Origin of the sequence: Rhizorhabdus dicambivorans, from assembly GCF_002355275.1 — a bacterium.
GTDB classification, from domain to species: domain Bacteria; phylum Pseudomonadota; class Alphaproteobacteria; order Sphingomonadales; family Sphingomonadaceae; genus Rhizorhabdus; species Rhizorhabdus dicambivorans.
Genome location: NZ_CP023449.1, coordinates 146046 through 169917, shown reverse-complemented (window position 1 = coordinate 169917; position 23872 = coordinate 146046). Strand labels below are relative to the sequence as shown.

18 protein-coding genes and 1 riboswitch are annotated in these 23872 nt (G+C 67.7%); of the genes, 8 read left to right on the top strand and 10 right to left on the bottom strand.

The features are described from left to right. Nucleotides 1-21: 21 nt before the first annotated feature. Together lepA and CMV14_RS00705 are read left to right on the top strand one after the other, a co-directional pair. Nucleotides 22-1845, top strand: coding sequence for a translation elongation factor 4 (lepA, locus tag CMV14_RS00710; RefSeq protein WP_066969074.1), 1824 nt, complete (start codon nucleotides 22-24; stop codon nucleotides 1843-1845). A gap of 2 nt (nucleotides 1846-1847) precedes the next feature. Next, nucleotides 1848-3380 (top strand): tetratricopeptide repeat protein, encoded by a 1533-nt coding sequence (locus CMV14_RS00705; RefSeq protein ID WP_066969072.1) that lies wholly within the window; start codon nucleotides 1848-1850, stop codon nucleotides 3378-3380. Between the two features lie 10 nt (nucleotides 3381-3390). Here the strand turns inward: CMV14_RS00705 and CMV14_RS26985 are convergent, their stop codons facing one another. From CMV14_RS26985 to CMV14_RS00675, 6 genes are all read right to left on the bottom strand, one after another. Continuing rightward, nucleotides 3391-4698 (bottom strand): class I SAM-dependent methyltransferase, encoded by a 1308-nt coding sequence (locus CMV14_RS26985; RefSeq protein ID WP_202820879.1) that lies wholly within the window; start codon nucleotides 4696-4698, stop codon nucleotides 3391-3393. A gap of 409 nt (nucleotides 4699-5107) precedes the next feature. Then, complete coding sequence (locus CMV14_RS00695; RefSeq protein WP_079648458.1) at nucleotides 5108-5296, bottom strand: DUF6961 family protein; 189 nt, start codon at nucleotides 5294-5296, stop codon at nucleotides 5108-5110. 48 nt (nucleotides 5297-5344) lie between these two features. After that, nucleotides 5345-5842 carry a JAB domain-containing protein gene (locus CMV14_RS26645; RefSeq protein ID WP_238147274.1) on the bottom strand — a complete coding sequence of 166 codons (498 nt, stop codon included), beginning with the start codon at nucleotides 5840-5842 and terminating at the stop codon, nucleotides 5345-5347. Nucleotides 5843-5925: 83 nt separating this feature from the next. Beyond that, on the bottom strand, nucleotides 5926-6375 hold the full coding sequence (locus CMV14_RS00685; RefSeq protein ID WP_066969068.1) for a hypothetical protein: 450 nt from the start codon (nucleotides 6373-6375) through the stop codon (nucleotides 5926-5928). A 75-nt stretch (nucleotides 6376-6450) separates the two neighbouring features. After that, the gene (locus CMV14_RS00680; protein ID WP_066969066.1) at nucleotides 6451-6807 is read right to left on the bottom strand and encodes a hypothetical protein; all 357 of its coding nucleotides are present in this window, start codon (nucleotides 6805-6807) and stop codon (nucleotides 6451-6453) included. Nucleotides 6808-6886: 79 nt separating this feature from the next. Beyond that, complete coding sequence (locus CMV14_RS00675) at nucleotides 6887-7453, bottom strand: helix-turn-helix domain-containing protein (protein WP_238147147.1); 567 nt, start codon at nucleotides 7451-7453, stop codon at nucleotides 6887-6889. A gap of 182 nt (nucleotides 7454-7635) precedes the next feature. Between CMV14_RS00675 and CMV14_RS00670 the strand changes: the two genes are divergently transcribed. The 3 genes from CMV14_RS00670 to CMV14_RS00660 are packed head-to-tail and all read left to right on the top strand — an operon-like array spanning nucleotide 7636 to nucleotide 10885. Then, entirely contained in the window at nucleotides 7636-8766 is a 1131-nt protein-coding gene (locus CMV14_RS00670; RefSeq protein WP_066970033.1) for a Gfo/Idh/MocA family protein, read from the top strand. Beyond that, entirely contained in the window at nucleotides 8763-9692 is a 930-nt protein-coding gene (locus CMV14_RS00665; RefSeq protein ID WP_238147146.1) for a Gfo/Idh/MocA family protein, read from the top strand. Before CMV14_RS00670 ends, CMV14_RS00665 begins: the two co-directional genes overlap by 4 nt. After that, nucleotides 9689-10885, top strand: a complete 1197-nt coding sequence (locus CMV14_RS00660) for a glycosyltransferase family 4 protein (RefSeq protein WP_066970031.1) — start codon at nucleotides 9689-9691, stop codon at nucleotides 10883-10885. Before CMV14_RS00665 ends, CMV14_RS00660 begins: the two co-directional genes overlap by 4 nt. A 33-nt stretch (nucleotides 10886-10918) precedes the next feature. On the opposite strand, the gene CMV14_RS00655 is transcribed toward CMV14_RS00660, so the two are convergent. Genes CMV14_RS00655 through CMV14_RS00645 form a run of 3 tightly spaced genes read right to left on the bottom strand, consistent with a single transcriptional unit; the run spans nucleotide 10919 to nucleotide 12664 of the window. Beyond that, complete coding sequence (locus CMV14_RS00655; RefSeq protein ID WP_066970030.1) at nucleotides 10919-11182, bottom strand: hypothetical protein; 264 nt, start codon at nucleotides 11180-11182, stop codon at nucleotides 10919-10921. Nucleotides 11183-11205: 23 nt separating this feature from the next. Then, nucleotides 11206-12282 carry a chemotaxis-specific protein-glutamate methyltransferase CheB gene (gene cheB / locus CMV14_RS00650; RefSeq protein WP_066970028.1) on the bottom strand — a complete coding sequence of 359 codons (1077 nt, stop codon included), beginning with the start codon at nucleotides 12280-12282 and terminating at the stop codon, nucleotides 11206-11208. Between the two features lie 13 nt (nucleotides 12283-12295). After that, nucleotides 12296-12664 carry a response regulator gene (locus CMV14_RS00645; RefSeq protein ID WP_066970042.1) on the bottom strand — a complete coding sequence of 123 codons (369 nt, stop codon included), beginning with the start codon at nucleotides 12662-12664 and terminating at the stop codon, nucleotides 12296-12298. Between the two features lie 639 nt (nucleotides 12665-13303). On the opposite strand from CMV14_RS00645, the gene CMV14_RS00640 reads away from it, so the two are divergent. After that, nucleotides 13304-13948, top strand: a complete 645-nt coding sequence (locus tag CMV14_RS00640) for a response regulator transcription factor (protein WP_066970040.1) — start codon at nucleotides 13304-13306, stop codon at nucleotides 13946-13948. 156 nt (nucleotides 13949-14104) lie between these two features. Here CMV14_RS00640 and CMV14_RS00635 read toward each other — a convergent pair whose 3' ends face one another. Further along, nucleotides 14105-15976, bottom strand: a complete 1872-nt coding sequence (locus CMV14_RS00635) for a TonB-dependent receptor plug domain-containing protein (protein WP_066970027.1) — start codon at nucleotides 15974-15976, stop codon at nucleotides 14105-14107. A 132-nt stretch (nucleotides 15977-16108) separates the two neighbouring features. Continuing rightward, a riboswitch (cobalamin riboswitch) is annotated at nucleotides 16109-16311 on the bottom strand. Between the two features lie 257 nt (nucleotides 16312-16568). Here CMV14_RS00635 and CMV14_RS00630 point away from each other — a divergent pair. Beyond that, the gene (locus CMV14_RS00630; RefSeq protein ID WP_066970026.1) at nucleotides 16569-18353 is read left to right on the top strand and encodes a ShlB/FhaC/HecB family hemolysin secretion/activation protein; all 1785 of its coding nucleotides are present in this window, start codon (nucleotides 16569-16571) and stop codon (nucleotides 18351-18353) included. Beyond that, a complete protein-coding gene (locus tag CMV14_RS26635) occupies nucleotides 18353-23803 on the top strand; it encodes a beta strand repeat-containing protein (RefSeq protein ID WP_192876305.1) in 5451 nt (1816 codons plus the stop codon). The genes CMV14_RS00630 and CMV14_RS26635 overlap by 1 nt, the downstream gene beginning before the upstream one ends. Nucleotides 23804-23872: the final 69 nt, after the last annotated feature.

Here is a 23872-nt window from a genome sequence, read left to right as displayed (position 1 = left end):
CCCTCGCACCCGGGATTTTCCGTGACCGTTCCGCTCGACCGCATCCGCAACTTTTCGATCATCGCGCATATCGACCATGGCAAGTCGACCCTGGCCGATCGCCTGATCCAGCGCACCGGCGGCCTCTCCGACCGCGAGATGTCGGCCCAGGTGCTCGACAATATGGATATCGAGAAGGAGCGGGGTATCACCATCAAGGCGCAGACCGTGCGCCTCGACTACAAGGCCAGGGACGGCAAGGACTATGTCCTGAACCTGATGGACACGCCGGGCCATGTCGACTTCGCCTATGAGGTGTCGCGCAGCCTGGCGGCGTGCGAGGGCGCGCTGCTGGTGGTCGATGCGGCGCAGGGCGTCGAGGCGCAGACGCTCGCCAATGTCTACCAGTCGATTGAGCATGATCATGAGATCGTGCCCGTCATCAACAAGATCGACCTGCCCGCCGCCGAACCCGACAAGGTGAAGAAGGAGATCGAGGACATCATCGGCCTGCCCGCCGACGATGCCGTGCTCGCCTCCGCCAAGTCCGGCATCGGCATCGACGAGGTGCTGGAGGCGATCGTCCAGCGCATCCCCGCCCCGAAGGGCGATCGCACCGCGCCGCTCAAGGCGATGCTGGTCGACAGCTGGTACGATCCCTATCTGGGCGTCGTCATCCTGGTCCGCGTGGTCGAAGGGGTCCTGAAGAAGGGCCAGCAGATCATGTTCATGCAGCACGGCACCCAGCATCTGGTCGATCGGGTGGCGTGCATGCGGCCCAAGCTGGAACAGCTCGGCGAGCTGGCGGCGGGCGAGATCGGCATCATCACCGCCCAGATCAAGGAGGTCAGCCAGACCCGGGTCGGCGACACCATCACCGATGCCAAGAAGCCCACCGCCGAAGCGCTGCCGGGCTTCAAGGAAGTCCAGCCGGTGGTGTTCTGCGGCCTCTTCCCGGTCGACGCCGCCGATTTCGAGAAGCTGCGCGAGAGCCTGTACAAGCTGCGCCTCAACGATGCGTCGTTCAGCTTCGAGGCGGAAAGCTCGGCGGCGCTCGGCTTCGGCTTCCGCTGCGGCTTCCTCGGCCTGCTCCACCTGGAGATCATCCAGGAGCGGCTGACCCGCGAATATGATCTGGACCTGATCACCACCGCGCCGTCGGTGGTCTACAAGCTGTCGCTGAGCCATTCGAAATATGAGGACGCCAAGGTCATCGAGCTGCACAACCCGGCCGACATGCCCGATCCCAACCGGATCGAGATGATCGAGGAGCCGTGGATCGAGGCGACCATCTACGTGCCCGACGAATATCTCGGCAGCCTGCTCAAGCTCTGCCAGGACCGGCGCGGCATTCAGAAGAACCTCACCTATGTCGGTGGCCGCGCGCAGATCACCTATGAACTGCCGCTCAACGAGGTGGTGTTCGACTTCTACGACCGGCTGAAGTCGATCAGCCGCGGCTATGCCAGCTTCGACTATCACCAGATCGGCCATCGCGAGGGCGACCTCGTCAAGATGTCGATCATGGTCAATGGCGAGCCGGTCGACGCGCTCAGCATGATCGTCCACCGCGCCGCCGCCGAGGCGCGCGGCCGCCACATGTGCGAGCGGCTGAAGGACCTGATCCCGCGCCACATGTTCAAGATCCCGGTGCAGGCGGCGATCGGCGGCAAGGTGATCGCCCGCGAGACGATCGCGGCGATGCGCAAGGACGTGACCGCCAAATGCTATGGCGGCGACGCCACCCGCAAGCGCAAGCTTCTGGAAAAGCAGAAGGAGGGCAAGAAGCGGATGCGCGAGTACGGCAACGTCAACATCCCGCAGGAAGCCTTCATCGCGGCGCTGCGGATGGGCGACGAGGGCTGATCATGGCGGCCAGCCCGATGACGGCTGATTTCCTCGACAGATTGCTGGCCGTCGAAGATGCGTGGAGCATGCTCGATGCGGTCGAGGGCTCGGAAGACAAGGTGCGGCAGATCGAGCGCGCCGTGACGGCGGGCGGCCATGCGACCCAGGTTCTGATCCGCGCCGGCGAAATGCTCGCCGGGCTGGGCGAGGCGGAGAGGGCGCGCGAGACGCTTCAAAAGGGCGTCGCGCTCGACGGGCCGACGGCCCCGCTGCAGGCCGCTCTGGCGCGGCAGTTGCGCACGATGGGCGATCTCGATGGCGCGGCGCTATGGCTGCGCGGCACGATGCTCAGGGCCCGGCCCGACGCGCGGCTGCTCACGACCCTGGCCAGTATCGAGCTTGAAGCGGGTCGCGCCGGCTGCGCCGAAGCCCTCCTCGCGGCGGCGGTGCGGTTCAGGACGAACGACGCTGCGGGGCTGGCGATCGACGGACGGCAGCTCTGGGCGCTCGGCCGGCCCGATCTGGCGATGACGCCTTTCGTCCTCGCTTATGCGCGCGGTTATCGCGACGAAGCCTATCTCGCCGACTTCGGCCGCCTGCTGGCACTTGACGGCATGCCGGTGATCGACGAGGCCCTTCAGCTTCAGGCCGGTGCCCAGGCGGCGCATTACAAGCTGTCGGCGGTCTATTTCGCCGATCCCCGCACCGTTCGGCTGGCCCAGGAGAGGGAAACCTCCCGGCAATGGGTGTTTACCGACGACATGGTCGCCTTCCTGCGTGCTGCGATCGCGCGCGGAGAGCCCTTTTCGTGGATCAGGCTCGGCGAAAGCGAGGCGCGTTTCCTGCTGTGCCATCGCCCTGAGATGCGAGGCCCGCTGACCGACGGCGAAATCGAGTTTGTCGGCCGCTACATCTGGCGGAACTGGCACGGAGCGGATATTCGCCGCGCTGATCCCGCCCGCCTTGAAGGGCTCGCGAAGCAGCTCGAGGAGGCGATCGTCGATGCCGACCTGCTTGGCGTACCCAGCTCCCCGCGCTTCGCCAACGAACCCGAACATACCGGCAGCCTTGCCGCGCTGGACCGCCACATGGAGCGCCTTGCTCCGCGAGGACGCTATTGCGAATTCTTCGACAGCCTCATCCTCAATGAGCGGGTACCCTTCTATGCCGACATATTGGAAGGGATCGACTTCATCGGTTCGGTCGGGCCCCACGCCGGGTTGGCCGAATTGCTCGCCCGCCAGCTCGGCATTCCGAACAGCGCCTCCTACGTCATTCCCGGCGAGAGTCGGCTTGGACGACCCCAGGACGCCGCCGATCGCGGCACCCATTTTCCGGAGGTGTTCGATCGGCTCATGAAGGAGATCCGCGTGCCGCACCGGGGCGCCGTGTTCCTCGTCGCCGGCGGTATGTTGGGCAAGCTCTATTGCGACCGGATCAAACAGCTTGGCGGTATCGCCTTCGATATCGGCGCGGTGGTGGATGCCTGGATGGGCTACAATACGCGCGGGGTCGTGCTCGATCGGTCGATGGGGCACCGGCTGGTGCCGTGAATCCGGACCATCACTCGCAAAGCTTGCGAACGTAGAGCTGATAGAGCGGCGCGCTGATGATAGAGATCTTGCGGCAATAGAGATTGGTGAAGGCGTCGATCGCCGGCTTGGGGCAGCGTATCGGGTCCACTCCGTAGGGCAGTGGTTCCTTCCACAGATAATCGTCGAAGGCGATCACGCCGTTTTCCCGCAGCAGCCGGAAGGCGAGGACGGCATCACACAGCACGTCGGGGGCCTGGTGCGAGCCGTCGACATAGATGAAATCGAAATATCCCTGCCGGCCCTCGGCGAGCAGCTTGCACAGCGCCAGGTCGCTGCGACCTTTGTGAAGGTGCACGTCCACCTTGTGCGGCGCCCGATCCACCGAAAGCCGGATGTTGTCGAGGAAGCGCTGCTCGACATCGCTCATATTGGCGGGAGACCAGCCGTCTGCCGCGTTCTCGACGCCGCCCTCCCACGTGTCGATGCAGTGGATTTCGATATCCTTGCGTGTGGCCAGGGTGTCGATCAGGTAGCAGCTGCTGGCCCCCTCGAACGATCCGATCTCCAGGATCCGGGTCGGATCGATCTGCGGCACCAGATCGTCCCAGACGGATTTCGCGGCGCCCTGGAACCAGCCATTGGTGAATTGATGGCCGCTGTCGCTGCCGGCCGGCACCGCGACGTCCGCAAGGGTCGCCGGATCGGCGAGGCCGAGGCGTGACCGCACCGCTTCCGGCACGCGCTCGAACGGCGCATGCGCCTGAAGCAGTGGAGCCAGCTCGCGGCGCAGGGACAGATCGCCCTTCGCCCGAAGATGCATCATCATCAACGGAATGGCGGCCAGATCGCCGCGCCCTGCCGCGGTGAGCCGGTCGGCGGCGTAGCGCAGTGCGGGGGCGTCGATCCAGCGTAGCTGGATGGCGAGCTCCAGCGCTTCGTCGGCAGCGGCCTGGTCGCCCCGCCCGAGTTCGATCTCGCAAAGGGCGAGGGCCATGCCCGCATTCGGCCGGGCCCGCAACATGGAGCCGCGCAGCCATTGCCGGGCACCGTCGAGATCCCCGGCCTCCCGGCAATGCCGTGAATAGGCCTGTTGGAAGGGCGCGGTAGGCCCGTCGAGCTCGACGCCCTCGCCCATCAGATCGAGAGCCGCCTCCGGCTCGCCCAGGCGGCGCAGCAGATCGGCCGCTTCGATGATGATCTGGGGGTAATGGCGGCCCTGAGCGGCCGCTGCCTTGGCCAGGTCGCTGGACGCTTCACGCTGGGCTGTCGCCAAGGTCGTGGCGGCCGCTTCCGCGGCCAAAATCTGCTCGGAGAAGCTGGGGGCGCTGCTGTTCATGCCATCCCATAGACATAGAGCGGACGGATCGACAATGCGTTCCTCCCCGTCATCCTTTGCGCGGCGATGCAGGGGTGATCCTCCATGCCGGGCAGCAGCGCGGCCGCCGAGCGGCCGCGATATCAAGCCATATCAAAGCCTGTTACGGTGACATTTAGCCTTGGGCGATCTTCGAATGGCCGGATCATCTGCCGATTCGGGGGAGCCGGATCGCGAGGCCCCTGAAAAAAGTCGGGCGGCGGACCGCAATGCCCCTTGCCGGTCCGCCGCCCTGTGGGGGCTGGAAGTCCTCCCTGGGTGTCCCCGGCCGGCTGGATCGGGGGGAGGACAGCCGGCCGGGCACTCGGTCAGGCAGCGCCGCGGTGGGCGCGCCAATCTCGTCTAGGTCTCGTTCGTGGTGCGGAACCGCTCAGTGGCGGCTGCGCGGCACGTTCGCTTCGGGCAGGCGGATGCGCTCGATCTCGGTGGCGACGGCCTTCCACAGGCCCACGCCATAGCTGTCGCCGTCGCGGATCAGCACGCCGATGCGGCTGGCGACATAGCTGTCGGTCTGATCGCCGAAATCGTCGATCACCCGCCTTGCGAAGTCCCGGATCATACTCGTCTCCATGACGCTACTCTTCTTCTCCGACGGCTGGGACATGCCCTAGATCAGCCCCTCGGCGCGCAGGCTTCGCCAGCCGGTTCGCGCGACGATGAGATGATCATGGACGGCAATGTCCAAGGTGCGGGCGGCCCCCACCAGATGCGCCGTCGCCTTGACGTCGGCCTGGCAGGGGGTCGGATCGCCCGACGGATGGTTGTGGACGACGATCAGCGCGGTCGCGCCGAGCTCGAGCGCCCGTTTCAGTATCTCGCGCGGGTAGAGCGGCGCCTGGTTGACGGTGCCCTTCGCCATCACCTCGTCGCGCAGCAGCCGGTTGGTCGAGTTCAGGAACAGCACCCGGAGATGCTCGACCGTGTTGTAGGCCATGCTCGCGAACAGATAGTTGGTCAGCGCTTCGGAGGTCGACAGGATCGGCGTCTGGCCCAGCTGGGTGCGCAGCGAATGGAGCATCGCCACCCGCACGGCCAGCAGGAAATCGACGATCTGGCCATCCTGCGGCAGGCAGGCGTGGAGCTGCGCGGGCTCGGCGGCGAGGATCGCCGGCAGGGTGCCGAACTCGTCGAGCAGTTCGTCGATGATCGCGCCGCTCTGCGGATGGGCCAGCGGCTCGAGCAGATCCTCTAGTACCGCGCGGCATTCCCCTTGCGGGTCGAACGCTGGCGACGATGGTAGTTCCAGGTTCCGAAGGCCAGCGTTGCCATCATCGGATAGGCCCAGAACTCCGCCGCGTTGGCGTAGGCCAGCGCCGCGACCGACCGATCGACGAGTGTAGCCAGATGAATGGTCACTGCGATCAAATGGAAGGATGTTACCCATAATGGCCAATATCTGTCGCTATAGAGGGCGAGGTTGACGAGCGCGGCGAGCATCATCAGGTCGACGAGGAAGATGCCGGTTTCGGGCCCCTGCCAGGTCGGGTTGAAGCTGGTTGCCGCTACGATCGTCAGGATCGTGGCCGCCACCATGATCGCCGCTCCCGCCCGTTCCGGCCATCCCCCGCACCATGCCGCATAGCTGCATACCGGGATGAGGACCGCGAAGAACAGGAGCTGGAAGAGCAGGGTGAGCATGGATCGACCGAATCATAAGGCTCATCTCCGGTCAAGAAGTCCATGTCGGCGCCCTGCGCCTTCGCTTGCTCCGCGTCAGGCCGCAGCCACCTCGGTGAGGTGACGAACCTGCTCGAACGGCTTGCCGACGCCGCCGCCGAACGAAACGGTGCGAAGGCCGATCTGGTCCTTGGCGGTGTTCAGTTCACGGTGGCTCGCGATGATCTGGGCGCGGGCGCGGACCAGGGTCGAGAAGCTCTCGGCGGCATATTCCAGCGCTTCCTGGCCGACTTCGCAGGCCAGGCCGGCCTCGACGCGGGCGGTCGGCATATAGCCGGTCAGCTCGGCGGTCTTGGCGATGGCAGCGTCGATCGCCTGCTCGGCGGCGAAAAGGCGGTCGGCCACGTCCTGGGCAACGGCGCGACGCTTGAGAATGGTATCGCGATTGAACATGTGCTGCTCCCTTCGCGCTGCCTGTCCTCGGCACGCGCGTCCCTGTTTCGGAAAAATGCGGTTTGGAAGAAGGAGGCGCTTAGGCCTGCAGGAGGCGCTTCAGCGCATCGAGGCCGGCCAGAAGCCCGCCGAATGCAAGAGCTGTGGCTATCGCGATCATTACGATCCAGCCCAGCCGCTGCACGATATTTAGGTCATTACGCTCCCTCCCCGGCGTGGGGATCGGAAGGTTGACGAAGCTGCTGCCGGTAACGAAGGCCGGGGTTCGGAACGCTATCTGTTCCTCCCGTACCGCGCTGCCATGGAAGCCGTTGTCGCCCTGCCGTGCCCCAGGAATGTCGGACAAGCCAACAGTGGCATGAACCGGCGGGGGAGCAACGTGCGGCGATTGATATACGGCTGATTGATATGCCGGTTGATAGGCGTTCGGGCTCTCGTAACGCGCGAGAATCCGGGCCGCTTCGAAGCGGTTCGCGACCCCCAGGGTCTGGATGGCCATGCGCAGCCGCTGGTCGACCGTATGGGGGGAAATGCCTAGTTCGCGGGCGATGTCCTTGGACGAGAGATGCATGAGAACCATGCGCAGGCATACGCGCTGCGCCTCGGTTAGCTTCTCTATGCGATCCGATTCCATGGAGCCGATCATATCGCGTATCCTCGACTGTGTAAAACCCGACGCTTCGGCGAGGATGATGACCCGCCGTGAAATGCTGGTGACAGCGAATCGGTGGCCGGCCGCCACCGAGGGCGCGAATCGGAATTTGCCCGCGATCGGGGCACGTCTCGGCCGGCATTGCGATCCGCGTCCCGCCCCCCTAGGCTCGCCTCATGGCAGCGGGGGACCATCGGCCAAGCGCGCGAATCGCGATCGTCGGCACGGGCTATGTCGCCGATCTCTACATGCCGTCGCTGCGCAGCTTCCCCGGCCTGGAGGTGATCGGCGCCTTCGATGTCGATCCGGCGCGGCTGGCCGCCTTCACCGCCCACTGGTCGGTGCCGGCGGCGCCGTCCCTGGCCGGGCTGATCGCGGCGCGGCCCGATATCCTGCTCAATCTCACCAGCCCTTCGGCCCATGCCGGCGTGAGCCGCGCGGCGCTGGAGGCGGACGTGCATGTCTGGAGCGAAAAACCGCTGGCGCTCGATCTCGCCGAGGCGGAGGCGTTGGCCGGGTTGGCGCGGAGCCGGGGCCTGCATCTCGCCTCGGCGCCCTGTTCGGTGCTGGGCCGCGCGGCGCAGACCGTGTGGGCCGCGCTCCGCGACGGGCGGATCGGCACCCCGCGCCTCGCCTATGCGGAGCTCGACGACGGCTTCGTGGCGCAGGCCCCCCACCAGCGCTGGCGATCGGCCAGCGGCGCGCCCTGGCCGGCGGAGCATGAGTTCGCCACCGGCTGCACGCTCGAGCATGCCGGCTATTATCTCTCCTGGCTGATGGCGATGTTCGGGCCGGTGCGCCGGATCGTGTCGGGTTCGGCACGGCTGCTCGACGCCAGCCAGACCGGTGGGGGCCATGCCGCGCCCGACTATGCCTCGGCCAGCCTCCATTTCGATGCGATGGTGGCGCGGCTCACTTGCTCGATCGTCGCGTCGCACGATCACCGGTTGCGCATATTCGGCGACGGCGGCGTGCTGGAGGTGGACGAGGCCTGGGCCAATGGCGCCGCCGTCCGCGTCCGGCGGCGGCACGTCATCCGGCGGCGGCTGTTCGACAGTCCGGTCGCGTGGAAGGTGCCGGCGGCGGGTGGCGGCCATCCGATGGTCGGGCGGCGCGGCGCCGCGTCGATGAACTTCGCGCTCGGCGTCGCGGAGATGGCGCTGGCGCTCGCCGCACGGCGTCCGCCGCGCCTCGCCGGCGATTTCGCGCTCCACCTGACGGAGGTCGCGCTGGCGATCCAGGCCGGAGGCGAGCATCGCCCGCGCACCGCCTTCGATCCGATCGCGCCGATGGAATGGCGGCGTTGACCGCGCCCCTCGCTTCCTTGCCGCTGCGTTTCCACGTGATCGGTCGTGGCGCGATGGCGGCGAGGATGCGGGTGCTGACCGGCGATGTCGCGATCGAGGATGCGGAGGCCGTCTATATCGCCTCGCGCAACCGCGACCATGCCGCCCAGACCCGCGCCGCGCTGGAGGCGGGCAAGGCGGTGCTGTGCGAAAAGCCCTGCGTGACAGACCCGGCGGAACTGGGCGACCTCATTGCATTGTCGCAACGACATCGGCTCCTTTATATGGAGGCGGTGGCCACACCCTTCCTCCCCGCGGTTGCGGCCGCGCTCCATGCCGCCGATACGGGCCGGCTCGGCCGGTTGGCGCATGTCGAGGCCAGCTTCGGCTATCCCGTCGCGCGTGCGCGCGCTCCCCGCCTGTTCGATGCCGATGGCGGCGTGCTGGCCGATCGCGCCGTCTATCCGCTGATGCTGGCGCTGATCGCGCTCGGCCCGGTGCGCGCGATGGATTGCACGGTCGAGCGCGATCGCCGGGGCGTCGATGTGGCCGCGCGCCTTCGCCTCGATCACCGCGCGGGCGGCACGTCGGATCTTGCCGTGTCGTTCCTGGCCCGCCTCGACAACAGCTTGCGGATCGAGGGCGATGCCGGCGCGGTCGAAGTCCTGCCGCCGCTGCTGACCGCGCAACGGCTGCGCTTCACCGGTCCGGCCGCCCGGGCACCGGCCTGGTGGCGGCGGACGCGGCAGAACCCGCTGGTCCGCCGGCTGGGGGACTTCGGTGCGCGCGCGGCGGGGCGCTGGCACCCGCTGGGTGCCAGTCCCTGGCTGCATGAGCTGGCACATTTCACCACCCTTTACCGTGGCGGGCAGATCGAGAGCCCGATCGTCGGCCATGCGCGCATGGCGGAGGCGGCGCGGCTGATCGGAAAGGCCCGTGGCGCATGAAGCTCGCCTATCTGCTCAACAGCTATCCGATGACGAGCACCACCTTCATCCGGCGGGAGATCGCCGCGATCGAGCGGGCGGGGGTGCCGGTCAAGCGCTTCGCGGTCCGCCACTGGGAAGAACGGCTGGTCGATCCGCAGGACATGTCGGAACGCGGACGGGTCGAATATCTGCTGAGCGGGCAGGGCGGGCGGCTGCTGGGCGGGCTGGCGGGCCATGCGATCCTCCACCCGCGCAGCTTCGGCGAGGCGCTTGAACGGCTCGGCGACATGCACCGCGCGGCGGGCGGCGGCTTCGTCCGCCACAGCGCCTATCTCGCCCAGGCGATCCGGCTGCGCAAGCGCTGCGCCCGGCTCGGCATCACCCATGTCCACGCCCATTTCTCCACCAACGCGGCGACGGTGGCGATGCTGTGCCATCTGCTCGGCGGCCCGCGCTACAGCTTCACGGTCCACGGCCCGGACGAGCTCGAACGGCTGGTGGAGAACAGCGTCGCCGACAAGGTGCAGCATGCAGCCTTCGTGATCGCGATCAGCGCCTATTGCCGCGACCGGCTCCACGCCTATCTGCCCGAACATCTGCATGGTCGGGTGAAGATCGTCCCCTGCGGCGTCGACCTGCGCGACTATCCCGCCGAGCCGAGCCCGCCGCCGATGAGCGCACGGCTGCTCTCGGTCGGGCGGCTCTGCCCGCAAAAGGGCCAGGTCGAGATTCCGGCGGCGGTCGCGGCGGCGGCTTCCACCTATGGCGAGCTGTCGGTGGTGCTGATCGGCGACGGCGAGAGCCGTGCCGCGATCGAGCGGGAGATCATGGCGACGGCGACGGGCGGGCGGATCAAGCTGCTCGGCTGGCGCACCAATGCCGAGGTCCGCCGCCGCATCGGCGAGACGCGGGCGCTGCTGCTGCCCAGCCATGCCGAGGGCCTGCCGATCGTGATCATGGAGGCGTTCGCGATGGGCCGTCCGGTGATCACCACCCGGATCGCGGGCATCCCCGAACTGGTCGACGAGAAATGCGGCTGGCTGATCGAGCCCGGCGATGCCGAAGGGCTGGCCGATGCGATCCGCGCGGCGATGAGCGCGACCAGGGCGGTGCTGGCGAAGATGGGCAAGGAAGGCCGCAAGCGGGTGGTCGCCCGGCACGACATCGACAGGATCGCGCCACAGCTGATCGCGCTGTTCGGAATGGAATGAAACGTCGCCCCGGCGGAGACCGGGCGACACGAGTCAGCGCCGCAGTGCAGCCACCCTTGCGATGATCGTCTCCAGCGGCGCGGCGCGGCTGGCGCCGGCATCGTCGCCGCGCAGGATCGTCGCGATCGAGGCGCAGCGCTGGCCGACATGGTCGATCGCCTGGAGTTCGATGACGTGGCGGGCCGCGATCTCCTGGTCCGAAATCAGGTTCTGGCCAAGCGCCTCCAGCTGGCCGCGCGCCGCGTCGAGCTCGTCGGCGAGGAGGGCAAGCAGATCGGAGGAGCAGGCCTGGGCCATGGTTGCGGTCGCCTTCCGCTGGCTCAGGCGGCGGCTTCCGCCTGGCGGCGGCAGCTGTCCAATATGGTCGTGGCGATCGCCTCGATCGGCAGGTCGAGCTGCACCGCCCCGGCCGCGCGCGCCGCGCTGGGGGCCTGGTCGACGAGGCAGGTCAGCGAATCCTGCGATATGGTGAGCGCTCCGGTCGCACGCAGCGCCTTGAGGCCGGCGACGCCGTCGGTGCCAATGCCGGTCAGGATGGCGCCGACGGCGTTGGTGCCGGCGGTCTTGGCGGCGGTCGCGAACAGCAGGCTGGCCGATGGACGCGCACCGTTGACCGGGTCCGAGCGCAGCAGCCGCAGCGAGGGGTTCGGCCAGCGGTCGATCACGGCGTGGGTGCCGGGGTCGCAGGCGATCTGGATCTGCCCGGGCTGGAGCGGGCGGCCGTCCTCGGCCATCAGCACCTTGGCGGGGCAGCGCGTCTTGAGCCGCTGCAGCAGCGGCGCCACGAAATCGGGATCGATCCCCAGGCTGATCACGGTCGGCGGGCAATTGGCCGGGAAGGCGGGGAGCAGCTGCAGCAGCGCGTCGACGCCGCCGGTCGAGGCGCTGATCGTCACGATCTTGCCGTTCCAGTCGAAGCCCGCATGCGTGGCTGCCGCGGCGGCGCTGGCCTGGGGCCGCGCGGGGGCGTCCTTGGCGTAGCGCGCGAAGCGGGCGGCGCCGGTCGCGGCGGCGAGCACCAGCGCGCAGAGCTTCTCGGCAAACTCCTCGCGGTTGGTCGAGGTGGGCTTGGGAAAACAGTCGACCGCGCCGCGCTCCAGCGCCTCGAACGATGTCTCGGCCCCCTTCTGGGTCAGCGAGGACAGCATGATCACCGGCGTCGGCCGGTCGCGCATGATCTCGGTCAGGAAGTCGAGCCCGCTCATTCCCGGCATCTCGACGTCCAGGGTCACGACATTGGGGCGGAAGTCGATCATCATCCGCCGCGCCTCGTCGGCGCTGGCGGCGGTGCCGACCACCTCGATATTCTTGTGGCGCTCGAAGATCGCACCGAAGAAGGCGCGCATCGTGATCGAGTCATCGACGACCAGCACACGGGCGCGGCGGGGAAGCGTCATCTGGTCGGTCGTCCTATTGCGAAACGCTCTGGATCGCGCTGGCAAGCTGATCGGGGTTGAAAGGCTTGACGATCCAGCCATCGGCGCCGGCCACCCGGGCGCGGTCCTGTTTCTCGTCGGCGGCTTCGGTGGACAGCACCAGGATCGGCATGGCGTCATGCCGGCTTTCGGCGCGTACCGCCTCCACCAGGCCGAAGCCGTCCATGCGCGGCATGTTGATATCGGTGATCATCAGGTCGGGGCGCTCGTTCGCGGCGAGCCATTCGAGCGCGGCGACCCCGTCCTCGGCCTCGGCGACGTTGAAGCCCTGCCCCGCGAGGGTGACGCGGAGCAGCTTCCGGATGAAAGCCGAATCGTCTACAGTGAGGATCGTCTTGGCCACGCGCGTCCATCCCATGGTTGTGGGCCTCGCGGCCCGTTTCGATCGGTAAGCGAAAGCCGTTAACAGCGCGTTTCCAACGCCGCTCGACCGCGAAAAAATCTCCGGTCGCGCCGGGCTGCCGGCGTGCGCGGGGCACTGGGTCTTAGGTAAAAGTCCGAGGGCGCGGGGCCCGGCGCGTCAATTATAGGCGGCGCCATGGTTCTTCCCGCCCTTCGCGACGGCTCGTCCCCTGGAACGAAACCGGGCTGCCCTTCATGAGGGCGGCGGCGCGTCATTTCCAGAGCTGTGACCAACGCGGGTGGGCCCATCCTCCGAAATGGGTGGCGTATTTGTTAAATAATTACATGAATTGACGTAAGTGAAATATAAAATATTACTATTCGTCACGGATAGCAGGAAAGCGACTGAAAAATGTCCGAAAATCAATAGAAACCGAGGTTGATCATCACAGGCTTTTTGCCGATGAGACGATACGGATCTTCAAATTTTCGACACATATTCGACGGTGACTAGAAAATTTCTGTTCCGTAACAAAATCCGGATCATTTTTGTTGCGCGCCAGAATTTCCTGGGTAACTGTCTAGAAATACACAGATTTTGGGGCAAGGGTCAAAAGGTGCGCAGGACCGCGGGCGCGAAATGACGGCAGGGCGGCTACTTTATGTCGTCGATGACGAGGCGATCGTGCGCGCCTCGATCGTCAGCCTCGTCCAGGCGCATGGCGCCTATGAATGCCGCGAGTTCGCCAATGGCGACGCCTTCCTGTCGGTGCTGGACGGGCTGGAGCCGGGCTGCGTCGTCCTCGATCTCCAGCTCGACGGGGCGAGCGGGGTCACCGCGATGCGGGCTCTTGCCGAGCGGCCCGACCGGTTCCGCACCATCGTCGTGACCGGGTTCAGCGATCTTTCCATCGCGATCGAGGCGTTCCGCGCGGGCGTCGTCGATTTCCTCCACAAGCCCTACGAGATACGGCCGCTGCTCGACGCGCTGGATCGCGGCTTCCACCTGCTTGAACAAGGCTCCGAGCCGCCAGCGCTCGTCGCCGGTGCCAAGGCGCTGGTTGCCCGGCTCGGCGGAGAGGAGGCCGAACTGTTCGCCCGGCTGATCCGCGGCGAGACCAATGAGGAGATCGGACGGGCGCTGCGGCTCGATGCGCGCGCCGTGCAGATAGTCCGGGCGCGCGTGCTGAGTACGCTGGAGGCGCCATCGGTCCTCGCCGCGATCCGCATCGCCGCGCTGGCCGGCTGGCTCGATCGCCCCGCGCCCCGTATTTCCACGCGATAGCCGGGCCAGGGCGGCGATTCTATAAGGGCGATGCCGCGTCCGAGTCCGCGGCTCGCCCGCTTCATCTCCTTCCCCCACCGGAGCGGGCCGGGCCTGTCGCCGATGCGGCTGACAGGGCCGGCGCGATAGCCGCGCCGGCCCTGTCCCTTGTCCGCGTCAGTAGCGCAGGCGGACGCCGGCGGTCGCGGCGCGGCCCGGCTGGCCGTAATCGGTCGCGGTCTGGTAACGCTGGTCGAACAGATTCTCGACCCGTCCGAACAGCTCGATCCGGTCGGTGACCGGATAGGCCAGCCGCACGTCGACCAGCGCATAGCCGTCGATCCGGGTGAAATTGCCCGCGTCGTTATAGCTTCGCGACAGGTGGGTGATCGTGGCACCGGTCTTCAGCCCGAACGGCCAGGCATAGTCGGCCGAGACGTTGACGCTGTTGCGCGGGCGGCGGGCGAGATCCTTGCCGAAATTGGGATCGCTCCGCTGGCGGTTCACCGCCTTGGTGTAGGTGTAGTTGGCGTCGACCGTGAAGCCTTCGGCCGGGCGCAGCTTCAGCCCCAGTTCGACGCCACGGGCGCGGACCGCGGCGAGATTGCCATAGGCGAAGGTCGACAGGTCGAAGTCGATCTGGTTGCGCACCTTGCGGGTGAACCAGGTCGCGCTCGCCTCGATGGCCCCGTCCAGCAGCTGCTGGGTGATCCCCGCGTCGAACCCGCGCGCCTTCTCGGGCACCAGGGCCGGATTCCCGAAGTCGCCATAGAGCTGGTAGAGCGAGGGTGCCTTGAAGCCCTCGCCATAGCTGGCCCTGATCAGGGTCGCGCCGCCATTGGGCGAATAGGCGGTGTCGGCGCTCATCGTGGTCGCGCCACCGAATCCACTATGATCGTCATGGCGGATACCGGCGCCCATGCTGAGCCCCGCCGCCGGCTTCAGGTGGATATCGGCATAGGCGCTGTCGGTGTTCGCCCTGCGCTTCTGCCGGCCGGAGAAGCTGTCGAAGGTGCGGTAGCTCTGCTTCTCATGCTCGGCACCGAAGGTGCCGTTCGCCCAGTCGGCGATCTCGGCGACGCCCTGATATTCGTAGCGCAGGTTGCGGCCGCGCCCGGCCAGCGTCTTGCGCGGGGTCAGTGCGCGGTCATAGCTGTCGCGGTCGATCAGCGTGTAGGCGATGGCGAGCCGATTGTTCAGCCTGCCGTCGAACAGCCCGGCGTTGATGCCGGCATAGCCGACGATCTGCTCCTGGCGCGAATATTCGCTTGTGTCGCCGAAGGCGAAGGTCGGCGGGGCGAAGCCGTCGAGGTCGACCTTGCTGCGGGTGTAGAGGCCGCGCAGGTCGATCGACAGCCGCTCGTCCAGCGTGATGACCGCCTTGGCATGGGCGCCGAACAGGTCATAGCCGTCGCGTTCCGGGCCGCGGGCGAAGGCGGAGATGCCGTTGGTGGTCAGATAGCCCGCACCGGCGCTGAGCGCGACCGGGCCGGCCGTGCCCGAGGCATTGGCGGTCAGGTGGCCGGTGCCATAGCGGCCATATTCGCCGGTGGCGGATAGTTGCGGCGTTTCGGTCGGCGCGCGGGTGATCAGGTTGACGACGCCGCCGATCGCCTGGCTGCCCCACAGCACCGACTGGGGGCCGCGCAATATCTCGATCCGCTCGACTCCGTCGGTCAGCAGGTCGGCGAAGTTGAAGCCGCCACCCGGGGAGGACGGGTCATTGATCTTGACGCCGTCGATCAGCGCGACGGTCTGTTCGCTCTGCGCGCCGCGGATGAAGACCCCGGTGAAGCCGCCGGGGCCGCCGTTGCGGGCGATCGTGACGCCGGGGGTGGTCCGCAGCAGCTCGGCGACCGAGACGGTCTGGCGCTGTTCGATCAGCATGCTGTCGATGACGGTCACCGACTGGCCGGCCTCCGACAGTTTCTGCTCGGAACGGCTGGCGGTGACGATGATGCTGTCGGCGTCGCCGGCCTCGTCGGCGTGGGCGGCGGCGGGAAGCGCGGCGAGCGCCGCGATCAGGGTAGTGGTAGTGAACGTCCGCATGGATAGTCTCCCATGGATCAAGCCATCGGAGCCGCGTGCGGAACGCGTTGGACAATGCCCCCCGCGCGTGACCCCGTCGAGCGTCGTCACGCGAGGATTTCCCTCGATCATGTGGTGCACCCCGCCCGCATGATGGAACGACCGCGACAGGCAGGTCTCCTGGCTCTCGGGTCACCGCTTTCGTCCGGCCTTCCCGGATGCCGAGGCATCCAGTGGCATAGTTGGACGATCGCTCACCGATCACAGTTGCGGGGGCAGCTTCGGCTGGGCGGTTGGACCGCTTTTCCAAATTCCCTTTGATCCCGTCTCCGGGAACCTGTCGCGTCGGCGCCTCTAGGCCGGGGAATGTCGATACGCAAGCGGGTCGTTGCGATGCAGCAATGAAAGGCCGAATCGGACCTATTGTGCGCTAGTGCGTTTTTCGCGCGCGCCGGGCGGAGCATAAGCCATTTCATCGCCTGCGCCGCGCCACCGTGTCGGCGGCGCAACGCATTGGGGCAAAAACGACTAAGGCGATGACATCGGCCGTAAAGGCGGATAGAACGGGGTCCGGCGTAGGGGTTCGCCACTGAGGGGTCATTCGGGGGGCATTTTGCGCAGCTCGCTCTATTCGGTCGTGGTTTTTACCGCGCTGCTTTTCACATCGGCATCCAATCCGGCGCTGGCGCAGCTCGCGCCGGGCGCTCCTGCGGTCCAGCAGCAGCAGCTTGCTCCCACCCGCGAGGAGATCGATCGCAACCGTCCGCAACAGACGCAGCGCTCGGCGCGGCTGACGATCGACGGCGATATCGAACGCGCGCCCTGCGCTCTCGACAATCCCGCCTATGCGGACATCAAGGTGTCGATCAGCGAGGCGCAGTTCAACAACCTCCAGGGCATCACCGCCGAAGAGCTGAAGGCGAGCTATGTCTCGCTGCTTGGGCCGGACCGGCCGATCAGCACGATCTGCACGATTCGCGACGCGGCGGCGACGGCGCTGCGCGCCAAGGGCTATCTGGCGGCGATCCAGGTGCCGGTGCAGCGGATCGAGAATGGTGTCGTCAGGTTCGAGGTGCTGTTCGCGAAGATCGTTGCGATCCGGGTGCGCGGCAATGCCGGGCCCGCCGAAGGAACGCTGCAAGCCTACATGAAGCACCTGACCGAAGAGAAGGTGTTCAACCGCTACACCGCCGAGCGCTACCTGCTGCTCTCGCGGGAGATGCCGGGCTATGAGGTGCGCCTCGCGCTCAAGCCCGCCGGCACCGCGCCCGGCGAGCTGATCGGCGAGATCAGCGTTGTCCGCAACCCGCTCGACGTGAACTTCGCCGCGCAGAATTTCTCCTCGCACAGCTCGGGCCGCTGGAGCGGCGCGCTCTCGGCCGCTGCTTATGGTCTGATTGGTGCCGACCGGCTGACCGCATCGGTCTCCAGCACCGCCGACTTCAAGGAGCAGCAGCTCGTCCAGCTCGGCTACGACACCCGCCTCGGCGGCGAGGGGCTGACCCTGAGCGGCTCCTTCACCTATGCATGGTCGGAGCCGACCATCGCCGGCGCCACCTTCAACATCAAGGCGCGGACCCTGTTCGCGACCGGCGAGGTGCGCTATCCTTGGATCCGCACCCAGGCGTTCAGCATGGTCGGTGCCGTCGGCATGGACTTCCTCAACCAGAGCGTGGCGTTCGACGGCGGCCCCGGCCTCGTCGGCACCCTGACTAAGGACAAGTTGCGCGTCGGCTTTGTGCGGCTCGATTTCGACACCGCCGACGTGTCGGAGCGGCGCGCGCCCAAATGGCGCGGCTCGGGATCGCTTGAATTCCGTCAGGGTCTGAACATCCTCGATGCGTCGCCGCCGTCGATCGCGCGGCCCGGTAACCCCTTCGGCCCGCTTACGCCTGCCCGTGCCGATGGTGATCGCACGTCGAGCCTGGTCCGCGCCTCGGCCTCGTTCGAATATAATATCGCCGGCGGCTACTGGATCGCGGTGATGCCGCGTGCCCAATATGCCTTCACGCCGCTGTTCAGCTTCGAGGAATATTCGGCGGGCAACTTCTCGATCGGCCGCGGCTATGATCCGGGCGTGATCATCGGCGACAGCGGCATTGGCAGCGCCTTCGAACTGCGCCTGCCCAATGTCCGGCCGTTCCAGAAGGTCAATCTCAATATTCTGCCGTTCGGCTTCACCGATCTCGCCTGGACCTGGGACAAGGGTGCGGGCCGGCTCAACCCCAATTTCGTCGCTTCGGTCGGCGGTGGCTTGCGCGCCCTGCTCAACAACCGCTTCCGGATCGACGGAACCATCGCCTTCCCGTTGAAGGCGGCGGGTCTCCAGACCCACAACCATGATCCCCGTTTCCTCGTATCTGTCACGAGCAAGCTCTGGCCCTGGGAAAATCAGTGATGCGTAACTCAGCCCGTTCAATCGATCCGTTCAGCCGTCGCAATCGTGCGGCGCGTTCCCGGCACCGCGCGGTCACCTCCGCGCTGGCGATTGGCACGGTGCTGGCCTTCCCGGCCAAGGAGACGCTGGCGGCGAACGGTTTCGCCGCGAACCTGCCCGATGCGACCTTCAATGTCGGCAGCGGCCTGTTCGAAGGCACCAACTATACCGTGGATCGCGCCGGCAATAATGGCGACGTCGTCACGGTCAACGCGCCGACGGCGATCATCAACTGGCGGCCCAACGATACCAGCGCCGGCGCCGGCGCCACCGATTTCATCGACGTGCTGCCCAGCAATGCGAGCGTCACCTTCCAGAACGGTAACGATAATCTCGGCGAGAATTATACCGTCCTCAACCGCATCATCCCCACCGACAATGCGGTCGGGCGCGGCGTCGCGATCAACGGCCATGTCATCGCCAAGCTGCTCGATCTCGATGGCGAGGAGACGCTCGGCAATGGCGGCCGGGTCTGGTTCTACAGCCCGGGCGGCATCCTCGTCGGCAGCAACGCCGTGTTCGACGTCGGCGGCCTGCTGCTGACGACGGGCGACCCGTCGACCGGCGGCGGCACCTCGATCGACCCCAACGCGATGTTCTCGATGGACTCGCGCAGCTCGACCCTCGGCTTCACCACCAACGGCATCAACATCGTGCCGGGCGCGACGATCAACGCCACCCAGGTGGTGCGCTTGCCCGATCCCGAGAATTCCGGACAGTTCCTCAGCCCGCAGGCCGCCTATCTCGCGGTCGTCTCGCCGGTGATCCAGCAGCAGTCCAACAATGTGAAGGTCAACGGCACCGCCGCCTATGTGGCGGGCGAGCAGGTCAATCTGACGATCAACCAGGGCCTGTTCGACATCCAGGTCCCGGTCGGTTCGGACAGCCCGCTGCAGCACACCGGCTCGACCTTCTGGGAAGCCGCGAACAGCGCCACCGATTTCGCGCGCCGCATCTATCTGGTCTCGGTGGCCAAGAACAGCGCCATCACCATGGCGCTCAATCCCGCCGCGCTGGGCTTCGACACTGCGGTATCGGCGACCCGGGCTGCGGACGGCGCGATCCTGCTGTCGGGTGGCTACAATGTCTCTTCGACGGCATCCAATCCGCTCGGCGGCCGCGCTCCGTCGACGGCCGATACCAATGTCCATCTCAATGGCGGCGTCTATCGCGGCAACGTCCAGGCGTCCTCGACGGCGGATCTGTTCGCCGCTCCGACGTCGGGCACGCTCGCCTTCTCGGGCGATATCAATCTGTTCGGCATCCGAAACGCCCATCTGGGTGCGCGGGTGAACGGCCAGACGATCACCGTTGCCGGCAATGCCATCATCGATTCGACCAAGGCGATCAGCCCGGACGGCACCCCGACCACCGCCGGCACGGCGCTGGTCTACACCGATTTCGGTGGCGCGATTAACATCACCGGCAGCCTGGACGTCCGCGCCAACGCCTTCGGCATCCATCCGCAGAGTCCCGCCCCGGGAGACTTCATCGTGGTGGGCTCGCAGGGGGGCTCCGCGACGCTTTCCGCCAACAACGGCAACATCACCGTCGGCGGCGATCTGACGGTCACCGCCGCGGCGGCGCCTGGCGCGCTGATGACGCCCTCGTCGCTCAGCTTCGCCGCTGCCTCGGCGACGGGCGGTTCCGCCTCGGTCCTCGCCTCCTCCAACTCGACGGTCTCGGTCGCAGGCAACATGCTGGTGGGCGCCGCAGCGATCGCGGCGACCGGCACCGGTACCGGCGGCGTCGCCACCGGTGGCAACGCGAATATCGGGATCAGCGGCAGCGGCAACCTGACGGTCACCGGCAGCACGACCCTCAACGCCTTCGGCACCGGCGCGAACAACAGCAACGGCGCCGGCAGCGCGGGCATCGGCGGCAGCACCAGCGTCGGCACCAGCTCGACCCCGACCGGAACGATCACGCTGACCGGCGGCCTCACCGTCAATGCCGATGGCGATGGCGGGGAAACCCTCAGCCTGACCGGCGACGGCGGCGCCGGCACGGGCGGCCAGGCGGGCATCTACCTGGGCGGCGGCGGCACGGGCGGCACCGTCAACATCGGCAACGGCGCGCAGATCACCGCCAGCGGTCACGGCGGCGACAGCGGCCTCAACGCCGGCAATGGCGGCAACGCACTCGGCGGCCGCGTCATCCTGTCGGTGGTCGGCGGCTCGCTGAACATCAGCGGCTCCAGCCTGGAGCTCGAGGCCAATGCCGGGGGCGGCAACGGCTATACCAACGGCGGCAGTGCGCTCTACGCGCAGGGCAACCCCACCAATCCCACCGACGTCGCGAATCCCGCGCGCGGCTATATCCAGATCGGCATCAGCACCGGCGGCAACATCACCTATAGCGGCGGCAACACGCTGCTCAGCGCGGGTGCGCAGGGCGGAGTAGGTGATAACGGCGTCTCGGGCGCCGCGGCGGGCGGCAATATACAGATCGCGGCGTCGGCCGGCCTGATCAGCCTCTCGGACAGCATCAGCAACTCGATCAGCGTCGTCGGTCTCGCGCGGATCGGCGCCGAAGGCACGTCGACCGGCGGCAACGCGACCGGCGGACGGCTCGGAATCTTCACCTCGGATAGCGGCAATATCGACCTCGGCCCTGTCAACGCCAACCTGTCGGGCTTTGGCGGCAGCGTCTCGTCGACCAGCTCCAGCGTGGCGGGCGTCGGTACCGGCGGCACGCTCAATCTCGGTGGCACTGGCTCGGCCGGGATCGACATCAGGGGGCTCTACGCCGACCTGACCGGCCAGGGCGGCTCGAAGGAGAACGGCACCGGCGGCATTGGCGCCGGCGGCACCGCCAGCGTCTTCATCAACAGCAGCAGCTCGGGTACCGGCGCGCATCTCGCCTTCAGCGACGTGCTGGAAATCGATGCCGATGGCCATGGCGGCGACGGCCCGGGGATCACGTCGGGTACCGGCGGGGCAGGCAATGGCGGCACCGTCAACCTCAGCACGTCGGGTGGGTTGCTGCAGATAACCGGGCTCGATGTGGAGGCCGATGGCGAGGGTGGCAATGCGGCCGCGACCGGCGGCGCCGGCAGCGGCGGCCTCGTTTCGCTGTTCGCCAATGGCGGGACGATCAGCTCGAGCGGCGAGATCGACCTGGCGGCGGATTCGGAAGGCGGCGATGGCCGCTTCGGCGGCAGCGCCATCTCCGTCCTCGCCTCGCAGGGCACCGAGAAGGGCCGGGTCGAGATCAGCCTCGGCAACAGCTCGACCATGACCCATGCCAATGGCGACGTCTATCTGAGCGCGGCCTCGCGCGCCGGCTATGGCACCACGACGGGCGGCGCCGGCAATGCCTCGGGTGGCACCGCGCGGCTCAATGTCGGCGGTACGGGGGTGCTTACCCTCAACGGCTCGGTGATCGTCGATGCGACCGCCAATTACGAAGTCGAATCGTCGCCGCCTTCGCCGGGCGGAAACGCCGTCGGCGGCCGTGCCGAGATCTTCGCCGGCACCGGAACGATCAACCTCAACCAGGGCTATTATGCCGATGTCAGCGCCTATGGCGGCGGCGTCTCGCAGAGCGACACGGCCAATGCCGGCAACGCGACCAGCGGCTCCTTCATCGCCCAGGTCAGCAACAACGGCACGCTCGTCGCGCGCGACCAGGTCGAGGGCTATTATGGGCTCGAGGTCAACGCCTCGGCCTATGGCGGTACCGGCGGCCATGGGGCCGGGGGCAGCGGCAACGGCGGCGCCCTGACCGTCCAGGTCACCAACACCGACGGCACGATGACGCTCGACACGGTCAGCCTGAACAGCAATGGCTATGGCGGCGATGGTGCGGCCGGCGGCGGCCTCGGCCGCGGCGGGAACGTCTTTGTCGGCGTCAATTCCAGCGGCGGCACGATCAATGCCGATCGCATATTCCTCGATTCCTACGGCCAGGGTGGCGATGCCGGCTTCGGCGCCGGCTTCTCGAACGGCTCGTCCAACGCGATCGGCGGTACCGGCCAGGGTGGCCTCACCAGCGTCCGCGCCTTCCATGGCACGATCAACGTCACCCAGGCGATCTCGGGGGATGCCAGCGGCCGCGGCGGTGACGGCGTCACCGGCGGCGACGGCTTCGGCGGCGCGCCCGACTTTACCGATTTCAATCCCTTCTTCGGGGCAAGCGTTACCGCGTCCTCCGGTACCCTCATCGTGGGCGATTCCGAGACCACGGGTAGCGTGACCCTCACCGCCAGCGGTTTCGGCGGCGGCGCCGTGTCGCACAGCGACGGCACGATCGGCCATGGCGGCCATGGCTATGGCGGCTATGCCGAATTGCAGGCGCTGGTCGACACCGGCAGCCCCACCACCAGCATCGTCACGGTCGACAATGCCATCCTGAGCGCCGACGGCTTTGGCGGCGACGCGGGCGATCTCAACAATGAGGGATCGATCGCCGGGGGCAGCTCCGGCGGCATCGGCGGTAACGGCATCGGCGGCCAGATCGGCGTCGGGGGCGCGGTGAGCGTCGCTCATGTCACCATCGACAGCCTCGTTACCGTCGCCAACGGCCTTGGCGGCGATGGCGGCCGGGGCACCTCGGGCACTTCCGGTTCGCCGAATGGCGGCGCCGGTGGCGCGGGGGGCAGCGCCTCGGGCGGTGTCGTCAATGTCGGCCTGTTCAGCGGTCCCGCCGTCGCCGGCACCGAGGGTGTCGCCGATTATGGCAGCGTCACGATCAACGTCGTCGCGCAGGGTGGCGCTGGTGCCGCCGGCCAGGCCGCCTTCGGGCCGAGTTCGGGCAATGGTGGCGCCGGTGGCGCGGGCGGCGCGGCGGAGGGCGGTAATGCGATCGTCCTGTCGCGCGGTGCGCTCGCCCAGGGGCAGACCGCGGGTGTCTCGATCGATAGCCTGATCGTCCGCGCCAATGCCGGCGATCATGAATCGAACGTCAACGGCCCTGGCGGCACCGGCGGAGCCGCCGCCGCCTCCGCCTCCGCCGCCGCCGCCGCCGCCGCCGCCACCGCCACCCCCGCCGCCGCCGCCTCCGCCGCCGCCGCCGCCGCCTCCGCCGCCGCCGCCGCCTCCGCCGCCTCCGCCGCCGCCTCCGCCGCCGCCGCCGCCGCCACCGCCACCCCCGCCGCCTCCGCCGCCTCCGCCGCCGCCGATCCAGCAGCCGGAAGTGGTGATGACGGTGCAGCAGGAGACGACGAACATCGTTTCGAGCATCCAGGCGTCGCTGACGGGCACCCGCGTGGCCGGCGGCACGGTGACGGCTCCGCCGCCACCACCTCCGCCACCACCACCGCCGCCCCCGCCGCCGGCTTCATCCTCGTCGTCGGACTCCGGTTCGGGCTCCAGCTCCAGCTCCAGCTCGGATTCCGGCTCGGGCGAAAGCTCCTCGTCGAGCAGCGCTTCCAGCAGCTCGGGCGGGGGCAGCGACGCCGCCGCGAGTGAGGAGACCGCGACCGACGAGGGCGGTGACGAGGACAGCAGCGAGAGCAGCGCCGCGGCCGCCTCGGGCGG